9 protein-coding genes are annotated in these 10,743 nt (G+C 65.7%); all 9 read left to right on the top strand.

Annotation, left to right across the window (positions count from 1 at the left end; genetic code table 11):
- Nucleotides 1–4: 4 nt before the first annotated feature.
- The 9 genes from ACP7B7_RS07820 to ACP7B7_RS07780 all read left to right on the top strand — a co-directional run bounded on the left by ACP7B7_RS07820 (nucleotide 5) and on the right by ACP7B7_RS07780 (nucleotide 10,739).
- Nucleotides 5–781: a substrate-binding periplasmic protein gene (locus tag ACP7B7_RS07820; RefSeq protein ID WP_426076274.1), complete on the top strand. Its 777-nt coding sequence runs from the start codon at nucleotides 5–7 to the stop codon at nucleotides 779–781.
- A 219-nt stretch (nucleotides 782–1,000) separates the two neighbouring features.
- Nucleotides 1,001–2,560 (top strand): flavin monoamine oxidase family protein, encoded by a 1,560-nt coding sequence (locus tag ACP7B7_RS07815; RefSeq protein ID WP_426076273.1) that lies wholly within the window; start codon nucleotides 1,001–1,003, stop codon nucleotides 2,558–2,560.
- 25 nt (nucleotides 2,561–2,585) lie between these two features.
- Nucleotides 2,586–3,095, top strand: a complete 510-nt coding sequence (locus ACP7B7_RS07810; RefSeq protein ID WP_308920824.1) for a RidA family protein — start codon at nucleotides 2,586–2,588, stop codon at nucleotides 3,093–3,095.
- Between the two features lie 16 nt (nucleotides 3,096–3,111).
- On the top strand, nucleotides 3,112–5,484 hold the full coding sequence (locus tag ACP7B7_RS07805; protein ID WP_426076272.1) for a TonB-dependent receptor plug domain-containing protein: 2,373 nt from the start codon (nucleotides 3,112–3,114) through the stop codon (nucleotides 5,482–5,484).
- Between the two features lie 59 nt (nucleotides 5,485–5,543).
- Nucleotides 5,544–6,467, top strand: a complete 924-nt coding sequence (locus ACP7B7_RS07800; protein WP_426076393.1) for a LysR family transcriptional regulator — start codon at nucleotides 5,544–5,546, stop codon at nucleotides 6,465–6,467.
- 252 nt (nucleotides 6,468–6,719) lie between these two features.
- Nucleotides 6,720–7,550, top strand: a complete 831-nt coding sequence (locus tag ACP7B7_RS07795) for an ABC transporter permease (RefSeq protein ID WP_426076271.1) — start codon at nucleotides 6,720–6,722, stop codon at nucleotides 7,548–7,550.
- A 2-nt stretch (nucleotides 7,551–7,552) separates the two neighbouring features.
- Nucleotides 7,553–8,404, top strand: coding sequence for an ABC transporter ATP-binding protein (locus tag ACP7B7_RS07790; RefSeq protein ID WP_426076270.1), 852 nt, complete (start codon nucleotides 7,553–7,555; stop codon nucleotides 8,402–8,404).
- Nucleotides 8,405–8,406: 2 nt separating this feature from the next.
- Nucleotides 8,407–9,624, top strand: a complete 1,218-nt coding sequence (locus tag ACP7B7_RS07785) for an acyl-CoA dehydrogenase family protein (protein ID WP_426076269.1) — start codon at nucleotides 8,407–8,409, stop codon at nucleotides 9,622–9,624.
- Entirely contained in the window at nucleotides 9,621–10,739 is a 1,119-nt protein-coding gene (locus tag ACP7B7_RS07780; protein WP_426076268.1) for an LLM class flavin-dependent oxidoreductase, read from the top strand. Before ACP7B7_RS07785 ends, ACP7B7_RS07780 begins: the two co-directional genes overlap by 4 nt.
- Nucleotides 10,740–10,743 lie beyond the last annotated feature (4 nt).

The raw sequence follows: 10,743 nt of genomic DNA, 5'->3' as shown, positions 1-10,743 counted from the left end.
GCCCATGCCTGCCAAGTCGCTTTTGCGTGCCATCCTGCTGATGTCGAGCCTGGGCTTGAGCTGCCTGCAGGCCTGGGCCCAGCCAGCGGACAACGCGCCGCTGCACGTGGTGGGCTTTCCCTATCCGCCGTTCATGGCGCTCGACGAACGCGGCAAGCCGTCCGGCCCCATGGTCGAGCTGGTGAGCGAGGCGTTCCGCCGCATGGGGCAGCCCGCCAGCATCGAATTGCTGCCCCTGGCGCGTGCGCTGCTGCAAATCGAAACGGGCGAGGCGGGCGCCATGTTCACCGTCAAGAAGACGCCCGAGCGCGAAGCGAAATACCTGTTTTCCAGCGAGCCGGTGCTGTTCCAGGACTATGTGATCTTTGTCTCCAGCGACTCCCCGCTGGCCTTTCGCGGCGACCTCAATGCGCTGGCCATGGCGTCCATCGGCGTGGTGGCAAACACCTCCTACGGCGCCATTTTTGACGCGGCCGCCCGCCAGGGCACGTTCAAGAAGCTGGAAATCAGTGGCAGCCACGAAGCCAGTTTCAGGAAGCTGCTGGCAGGCCGCATGGAGGCGGTGGTGTGCAGCCGCGCCGTGGGCGTGGAAATTCTCAAACAATTACAGGCGGTGCGGCGCGTGAAAATCAGCGGCCCGCCGATCGAAACCACGCAGAGCTACCTGATGTTCAACAAGGCCGTCGCCACGCCGCAGCTGGTGGCGGGGTTTGACCACGCCATCCGTGCCATGCGGCAGGAGGGGCTGTTCTCCACTAAAGCCGCAAATATTGCCAAATGAAGATGATCACCAAGTTTATGCTCAGGTTTTTCCTGAGAGTTTGAGTTCCAGCCGTAGCAGTCCGGCGAGGCAGGATAGACATGCATTTTCCGCATAAACAAGATGAAATAATTATAAATAAAATTCATACTTTAATATAGAAAATAATTAGTTTGAGCATAATCATTGCCACCATAAGATGCGTTGACCGAAGTTCAACCCATCTTGTGCGGAGTGATAATGAGTGTGACGCGTCGTCATTTTTTGATGCAACTGGCCGCCAGCAGCGGCTATACGGCTGCCCATGCGGCCATGACTACCCTGGGCCTGGGGGCCGTCGGCGTGGCGGTGGCCGCCGCCGCGCCCGTGCTGCCGCCGCCCGGTTCCGGCAAAGGCTTGCGCGTGCTGGTGCTGGGCGCCGGCATCGCGGGCCTGGTGTCGGCCTGGGAACTGCGCAAGGCCGGCTACCAGGTGCAGCTTGTCGAAGCGCGCGAGCGGGTGGGCGGGCGCAACTGGACCATCCGCGACGGCACGCGCATCGATTACACGGACGGCTCCAGCCAGACGGCCCGCTTTGACAAGGGCCAGTACTTCAACGCTGGGCCGGCGCGCCTGCCCAGCCACCACCAGACCATCCTTGGCTACTGCCGCGAGTTCGGCGTGGCGCTGGAAGCGGAAGTCAATACCAGCCGCAGCGCCTATTTTCTGCCGGATGCGGCGAAAAACAAGCCGGCGATCCAGCTGCGGCGCGCCGTCAACGATGCGCGCGGCCGCATCTCGGAACTGCTGGCGAAAGCCACCGACGCCGGCGCGCTGGACCGCGAACTGAGCGTGGCGGACCGCCAGCGCCTGCTGGAATTTTTGAAAGTCTATGGCGACCTGGCGCCGGATCACAGCTTCAAGGGCACCGAGCGCTCGGGCTATACCGTGTTTCCCGGCGCGGCCGAACAGGTGGGCGTGCGGCCCGATCCCTTGTCGCTCGACGAGCTGCTGGACCCGGATCTGTGGACGTCCCTGATTTTCGATGAGCTGCTGATCTTCCAGCCCACCATGCTGCAGCCGGTGGGCGGCATGGACAAGATTCCGGCCGCCTTCAGCCAGCGGCTGCAAAAAGAACTGCGCCTGAACACCGAAGTCACGCGCATCCACAACGAGGCCGATGGGGTGGCCGTCACCGTGCGCAACCGCGCCAGCGGCAAGCTCGAGACCTTGCGCGCCGACTACGCGATCACCACCTTTCCGCTGCCCGTGCTGGCCAAGGTGGCGTCCAATTTCTCAGCCAAGGTGCAGCAGGCGATCGGCTCGGTCGAGTACGACACGGCCAGCAAGATCGCCTGGCAAGCGCCCCGTTTCTGGGAAACCGACAGCCATATCTACGGCGGCATCTCGGTGGTCAAGCATGTGACGTCGCTGATCTGGTATCCGAGCGGCGGCTTCCACCAGCCCACCGGCACCCTGGTCGGCTGCTACAACATCGGCCAGGCGGCGCGCGACTTTAGCAATCAACCGCTGGCGGCGCAATTCGCGTCCTCGCGCCAGGTGATCGACCGCGTCCATCCGGGGCGCGGCGCCGCGCTGCAGCGCCCCGTCAGCGTGGCCTGGCACAAGGTGCCGTACAGCCTGGGCTCCTGGGTGCATTGGGCCACGCCGGCCGAACCGGCCTATGTGCTGCTGAACCAGCCCGATGGCCGCGTCCATTTCGCCGGCGAATACCTGAGCCAGATCGGCGCCTGGCAAGAGGGTGCCGCCTTGTCCGCCCACCACGCCGTGGCGGCCATCGCCGCCCGCGTCGCAAGTTAAATTTTCTTCCCACTGAGAGACCACCATGAAAAAAACCGCCATCAACCTGACCGCCGCCGCCTTGCTGGCCGCTGCAGCCACCACCAGCGCGCAGGATATCAAGCGCACGCCGATTCCGAATTCGAACTTCCCGATCTCGGTGGCTGTCACCGTGCCGGCCACGGCCAGCACCGTGTATTTCAGCGGCGTGCTGCCGGACGTGGCCAATGCCGCCGCGCCGAAAGGCTCGTTCGAGTCCTACGGGGACACGCAGACGCAAACCCTGTCGGTACTGCGCAAGCTGCAGGCGGCGCTGAAAGCGGAAGGCCTCATCTTTGCCGATGTGGTGCAGCTGCGCGTGTTCCTGGTCGGTGATCCCAAGCTGGACGGCAAGCTCGATTTCAATGGCCTCAATGCCGCCTATGGCCAGTTCTTCGGCACCGCCGAGCAGCCGGCCAAGCCGGCCCGAACGGCCTTGCAGGTGGTGGCCTTGCCGCTGCCCGGCGCCTTTGTCGAGATCGACCTGGTAGCGGCCAAGGCCGCCCGCAGCAACTGATATGAAGCCCCTGACCATGTACAATAATATTCACACTCTCAAGCCACGCGCCTTGCCCCTGGCCTTGTTCCTCGCTTTTTCTGCCGGCGCGTCGCTGGCCGCCGATGCCGTCGATGCCGCCGCCAGCCTGGCCGCGGCGGAAGGGGGCGTGGTGGTGGTGACCGGCACGCGCGACACGCGCCGCTCGGCCGATGAAAGCCTCAGTCCCATCGATGTGATCAGCGCCAAGGACTTGCAGCGCACGGGGCAGACCGACTTGCGCGATGCGCTGGTCAAGCTGCTGCCGTCCGTCAACCGGCTGGCGCAGGCGGGAGATGCGGCCAATCTCACCAGCGCGCTGACCTTGCGCGGCCTCAGTCCCAACCATGTGCTGCTGCTGATCAACGGCAAGCGGCGTCATACCTCCGCCAATATCTCGGCCGATCCGGGCGCGCAGCAGGGCGCCACGCCGGTCGACCTGGACCTGATACCCGTCAGCGCCGTCGACCATATCGAGGTGCTGCGCGACGGCGCGGCCGCCCAGTATGGCTCGGACGCCATCGCCGGCGTGATCAACGTGATACTGAAATCGTCGGCGCAGGGCGGCAATGTGATTGTCAACAGCGGCCAGTACTACAAGGGCGACGGCTTTACCCTGGGCAGTTCGGCCGATATCGGCCTGCCGCTGGGCGAAGACGGTTTCGTGCACCTGAGCGCGGAAACCAAGCGCCATGACCACAGCGTGCGCAGCGGCCCGGACGAGCGCACCGGCACCGTGGTCAACCGCACCTTGGGTGACCCGAAAAGCCGGCGCGAAGCCGTCGGCGTCAATGCCGGCTATGCGCTGGGCACCACCGAGCTGTATGCCTTCGGCAGCGTGGCGCACCGGGATGGCGAAAGCGTGCAGAACTACCGCCTGCCGAATCGCTTGCCGCAGCTGTATCCGAACGGTTTCAGCCCGGTCGAGACCAGCAACGAGCAGGACGGTTCGCTGACGGCCGGCGTGCGCGGCGAACAGCTGGCCGGCTGGCGCTGGGATCTGAGCGGGACCTACGGCGTGGACAACGTCAAGATTGGCATGCGCGACTCGGCCAATACCGACCTGTATGCGGCCACCGGCGCCACCCCGACCTCGTTTCACCTGGCCAGCTACAAGAATACCCAGTGGGGCGTGAACCTGGACGTGGCGCGTCCGTTCGACGTCGGCCTGCCGGCACCCTTGTCGGTGGCGCTGGGCGCCGAGTACCGGCGCGAGACCTATGACGTGGGCGCCGGCGACGCGGCATCGTCGTACGGCAGCGGTTCGCAGGCCCTGCCTGGCCTGTCGGCCATCAGCGCGGGCAAGCACGGCCGCACCATCTCCGCCGCCTATGCCGACCTGTCGACCAAATTGAGCCGGCAATGGGAAGCGGAGCTGGCGGCCCGCCATGAACGCTACAGCGACGCCGGCAACACCACCAATGCCAAGCTGTCCGCGCGCTTCCAGGCCAGCGAACGCTATGCCTTGCGCGGCACGCTGAGCACGGGTTTTCGCGCGCCGTCGCTGGCGCAGGAGTACTACACCAGCCTGGCGGTCTCGCCGACCACGGCCGGCGGCCAGCTGGCCGTCAATTCGGTGGCTGCGCGCAGCCTGGGCGCCAGCGCATTGAAACCGGAAAAGTCGCGCAGCATCAACCTGGGCCTGGTGGCGCAGCCGTGGGACAGGTTCAACCTGACGGTCGACGCCTACCGCATCGAGATCCGCGACCGCATCATCCAGGGCGGCACCTACACGGGCGCCACCGCCATCAACGCCCTGACGGCCGCCGGCATCAGCCTGCCGACAGGCCTGTCGTCGGTCAGCGCCAGCTATTTTGCCAATGGCGTCGACACGCGCACCCAGGGCGTGGACGTGGTGGCCACCTACACCACCAATCTGGGGGCGGGGCGCATAGACTGGGACCTGGGTGGCAACGTCAATACCAGCTCCATACTGCGCACGGCCGTCGACACCAATGGCAGGCCGCTGCTGAACGCCCAGCAGGCCGGCTATCTGACCACCTCGACGCCGAAAAACAAGGTGATACTTGGCGGCGTGTGGAGCCAGGGGCCTTGGGGCGTCAGTCTGCATGCCACGCGCTATGGCAAGACGTCGACCGAAGCGACCTTTTATTCGGGGCCGAACATTTATTCGACGTCGGTGTTCAACCATATCGAAAACGCGCCGCGCACCCTGACCGACCTGGAAGTGCGCTACGCCGTCAGCAAGAAGCTGCAGCTGGCCCTGGGCGCCAACAATCTGTTCGACGTCTATCCGAGCAAGGTGCCGCTGGCCAGCCGCTATCTTGGCGTGTACCAGTACGACACGGCCGCCTCGCAGACGGGCTTCAACGGAGGCTATTATTATGTACGCGCTTCCTATGCGTTCTAGGCGGCGCGCCCGCGGGCGCGTTAAGATGGCATTTTGGAGGTTACCGGAACAGCATGCCCATGAAGATAGATGACATCAGCGCCTTTGTCGCCGTCGTGCGCAACCAGTCCGTCAGCGCGGCGGCCGAGTCGCTGCGCCTGACGCAGTCGGCGATTACCCGGCGCGTGCAGAATTTCGAGCAGGACCTGGGCGTCGAATTGCTCGACCGCAGCGTCAAGCCGCCACGGCCGAACGCCACCGGCAAGCGGGTCTTCGAGCAGTGCAGCAAGGTGCTGCTGGAAGTGGACCGGCTGCGCGACCTGGTGCAGAACGACCAGGCGCCCACCGGCGTGTTTCGCATCGGCGTGATCCAGACCGTGGGCGACATGGTGCTGCTCGACACCCTGCAACGGCTGAACGCCGCCTTTCCCGGCCTGCACACGGAAGTGGCGTCGGGCTGGGGCGCCCAGCTGCTGGAACGGGTGGCCAACGCCGAGATCGACGCGGCCGTCGCGCTGTTCCCGGCCACCAAGGTGCTGCCCGAAGGCCTGGTCGGCCGCGCGCTGGGCCGGCTGGAACTGGTGGTGGTGGCGAAGAAGGGCAGCATGCCGCGCCGCAGCTACAAGCTGCGCGAGCTGTACGACGTGGGTTGGGTGCTGAACCCGGACGGCTGCGGTTTCCGCGCCGGCCTGGCGCGCACCCTGGCGCAGCAGGGCCTGTCGTTCAAGCTGAACCTGGAAACCTTCGGCACCGATCTGCAACTGGGCCTGGTGGCCAACGGCGCGGGCCTGGGCCTGATGCCGCTGCCGATACTGGAGCGCAGCCGCCACCTGGCGCAGCTCGACATCATCAACGTCAGCGACTTCAAGCCGCTGCTCGATATCTGGCTGATCCAGGCGCAGTTGCCGGGACCGGTGCAGCATGCGATCGATTTCGTGGCGCAGGCGGTGGCCGAGGCGTTTGCGGCGCCGGCGCCTGCTTTGGGGAAGGTGAGGGTAGTTTAGCCATATTGGCCCGCAGCGGAAAACTGGGGTCAGTCGCTTCGCGATTGGAAGACGTCCCACTGGGACGTCTTCCACCGTCGGGTGACCCCTGCCTTTTTTGCGCCGTCGATGAATAAACCGCTGCCCACATTATTCTTAAAAATCATATATCAATAGAATAAACAATTAGTTTCGTCATAATCATTTGCTCCCTATACTGAATTTCATCGGCTCTGGATCACGCCAGCCGCCACTTCAGAACAGGGAAGCCCGATGTCAGTTTCTACCTCCGCCAGCAGTGCCTCGCAGCAGGAACCCGTAGCGGCCAGCCGCAAGCGCCCCTTCTTTTCCGCCGTCCTTGAACGCGCCATCAGCCCGCTGATTCTCCTGGCCGCCTGGGAAATCGCCGCCCGTACCGGCGTGCTGCCCGAGCGCGTGCTGGCGGCGCCGTCGCAGATATTGACCACCATGGGCGAGCTGATACTGTCCGGCGAAATCGGCAGCAATGTGATCGTGTCGCTGCGCCGCGTGCTGATCGGCCTGGCCGTCTCGCTGTCGCTGGGCACGGCGCTGGCCTTGATCGCCGGCCTGTCGCGGCGCGGCGAAGTGGCGGTCGATTCGCCCATGCAGATGGCGCGCACCCTGCCGTTCCTGGGGCTGGTGCCGCTGTTCATTCTGTGGTTCGGCATCGGCGAATTTACCAAGATCGCGCTGATCGCGTTTGCCACCACCTTCCCGATGTATTTGACCCTGTACAGCGGCATCCGCGGCATCGATTCGAAACTGGTCGAGGCGGCCCGCCTGTTCGGCCTCTCCTACCCGCAGCTGATCGTGCACGTGATCCTGCCCGGCGCCTTGCCGTCTTTCCTGGTCGGCCTGCGCTACTCGCTGGGCGTCAGCTGGCTCTCGCTGGTGGCCGTCGAGCAGATCAACGCCACGGCGGGTCTCGGCTACCTGATCAACAACGCCCGCGACTTCATGCGCACCGACATCATCGTCGTCTGCCTGCTGGTCTACAGCTTCCTGGGCCTGGCCACCGACTTCCTGGTGCGCGCCATCGAACACCATGCGCTGGCCTGGCGCCCGACTTTTATCAAGGATTGAAGATGACTACTCTGGAATTGGACCGTCCCCGCGCCGCCGGCGCGACCGCCGCGCCGCGCACCGCCGAGGCGCCAGCCGCCAGCGCCGCCGTGCGGGCGCGCCAGGTCAGCAAGCGTTTCGGCGCCAACGTGATCCTCGATCAGCTGGACCTCGATATTCGCCCCGGCGAATTCGTCGCGCTGCTGGGCCGCAGCGGCTCGGGCAAGACCACCTTGCTGCGCGCGCTGGCAGGCCTGGACCAGATCAGCTCCGGCACCCTGGACGTGCCATCGGCGCGCGCCGCCGTGTTCCAGGAGCCGCGATTGATGCCTTGGAAGCGCGCCTGGCGCAATGTCACCCTGGGCCTCGATATCGCCCAGCCGCGTGAACGGGCCAGGCAGGCCTTGCAGGAAGTGGGGCTGGCGCACCGCGAAAACGCCTGGCCGGCCACGCTGTCGGGCGGCGAAGCGCAGCGCGTGGCATTGGCCAGGGCGCTGGTGCGCGAACCGCAACTGCTGCTGCTCGACGAACCGTTCGCCGCCCTTGATGCGCTGACCCGCATCCGCATGCACCAGCTGATCCTGGATCTGTGGCGCCAGCACAAGCCGTCGGTGCTGCTGGTCACGCACGACGTCGATGAGGCCGTGCTGCTGGCCGACCGCGTGCTGGTGCTGGACCAGGGCCGCATCGCCGCCGATATCGCGATTACCCAGCCGCGTCCGCGCAGCGCGCAGCAGCCCCAGTTCCAGCAGGTGCGCGCCCAGCTGCTTGCCCTGCTGGGCGTGGAACTCGAGTCGCTGCCGGCGCCAGCGGTCGAAACAGCCGTCGCGGCGCCTTTGGCCAGCCCATTCAACTTCAGTAATTTTTCGGTGTAACCATGTCCTCATCCATCCTGCACCTGCCCATTTCCTCGCACCAGCACCAGCTGGACAGCCCGCAATTTGCCTCGTTGCTGGCTGAATTGACGGCCCGATTTGCCGCCGGCGCGGCACAGCACGACCGCGAGGCCAGCTTTCCGCACGAGAACTTCGAGCATCTGCACGAACTGGGCCTGCTGGCGCTGACCGTGCCGCGTTCCCTCGGCGGCCTGGGCGCCAACCTGGAGCAGACGGCGAGAGTCGTTGCCGCCGTGGCGCGCGGCGAACCGTCCACCGCGCTGGTGCTGACCATGCAGTATCTGCACCATGCGTCGAACAAGCACGCCACGCGCTGGCCCCGCCATCTGCTGGAACGGGTGGCGCGCGAGGCGGTGGAAGAGGGCGCGCTGATCAATGCGCTGCGGGTGGAACCGGACCTGGGCACGCCGGCCCGTGGCGGCCTGCCCGCCACCACGGCGCGCCGTACGCCCGAGGGCTGGCGCATCAGCGGCCGAAAAGTGTATTCGACGGGCGTGCCGCGCCTGACCTGGCTGGCCGTGTGGGCCCGCAGCGACGACGCGCTGCCGCTGGTGGGCAGCTGGCTGGTGCACAAGGACACGCCCGGCATCACCATCGTCGAGACCTGGGATCACCTGGGCATGCGCGCCACCGGCAGCCACGACGTGGTTTTCGACGACGTGCTGGTGCCGCTGGACCATGCGGTCGACGTGGCGCCGTTTGGTACGGCGCAGGAACTGGACGCCGAACTGCTGACCTGGATGTCGGTGCTGCTTTCTTCGATCTACGACGCTGTCGCCCGCTCGGCGCGCGACTGGTTGGCGCAGTGGCTGCAGGAAAGGGTGCCGGCCAACCTGGGTGCGCCTTTATCGAGCCTGCCGCGCTTCCAGGAGGCGCTGGGCCTGATCGACACCTGGCTGTTTTCCAACGCCACCCTGATCGCATCGGCCGCGGCGGGACGCATCGCACCGAATGACAGCTTCCGCATCAAATACCTGGTCACCAACCAGGCGATACAGGTGGTGGAAAAAGCCATCGAATTGAGCGGCAATCCGGGCCTGTCGAACGCCAACCCATTGCAGCGCCATTACCGCGACGTGCTGTGCAGCCGCATCCACACGCCGCAGAACGACACCATTTTAATCAACAGCGGCCGCGCCGCGTTTGCCGCAATTACCTCGTCTGTCCAACCCGCCACCACCACGAAGGAAGCAAAATGAGCATCGAATTCATCGGCTTTAGCGCCACCCAGGAAGTGTCCGAAACCGTGCTGGGCACGGGTCCCGTCGTCAACAAGGCTTTCCTGGGCGCCGTCGCCCGCGCCCACGAATACGCCGGTTTCGACCGCGTGCTCGTCGCCCACGGCAGCGGCTCCGTGGACGGCTTCCAGGTCGCCTCGTATATCGCCTCGCAAACGGAAAAGCTGGGCATCCTGCTGGCGCACCGTCCGGGCTTTGTCTCGCCGACCCTGGCCGCGCGCCAGCTGGCCACGCTGGACCAGTTCAGCGATGGCCGCCTGGCCGTGCACATTATCAGCGGCGGCGACGACACCGAACAGCAGCGTGACGGCGACTTCTTGAACCACGACCAGCGCTATGCGCGCAGCGACGAATTCCTCGATGTCGTCAAGCAGACCTGGAGCAGCAGCGGCCCGTTCGACCATGACGGCGCCATCTACAAGGTCAAGGGCCAGAACGCCGGCGTGCGTCCGGTGGCGGGCAACCATCTGCCGATCTATTTCGGCGGCTCCTCGGAAGCGGCGATCGACGTGGCCGGCAAGCATGCGGACGTGTATGCGCTGTGGGGCGAATCGCTGGCGCAGGTGGAAGAGATTATCGCCAAGGTGCGCGCCGCCGCCGCCAAATACGGCCGCGCCGACCAGATCCGCTTCAGCCTGTCGCTGCGCCCCGTGCTGGCCGAGACGGAAGAGCAGGCCTGGGCCAAGGCCGACGCCATCCTGGCGAAAGCCACCGCCAAGGTCCAGCACAATCCGCATTTCAGCGGCCGCCCGCAGCAACCCGTCAATGTCGGCTCGCAGCGCCTGCTGGCCACGGCCGCCAACGGCAAGGTGGTCGACGAACGCCTGTGGACGGGCATCGCCGCGCTGACCAAGGCGGCCGGCAATTCCACGGGCCTGGTGGGCACGCCGGAACAGGTGCGCGACGCGCTGTTGAAATACTGGGAACTGGGCGTGACCACCTTCCTGATCCGCGGCTTCGACCCGATCCAGGACGCGCTGCAATACGGCCGGGAGTTGATCCCGCTGGTGCGCGCGGCGATTGCCGAACGCGAAGCGCACGCCGCGCAGTCCGATGCCACCCGCCTGGCCGCCTGAGAAG

Origin of the sequence: Janthinobacterium sp. PSPC3-1 (assembly GCF_049896105.1) — a bacterium.
Classification (GTDB): Bacteria; Pseudomonadota; Gammaproteobacteria; order Burkholderiales; family Burkholderiaceae_D; genus Janthinobacterium.
The sequence above is the reverse complement of the archived record's forward strand: the minus strand, read 5'-3'. Positions and strand labels throughout refer to the sequence as shown.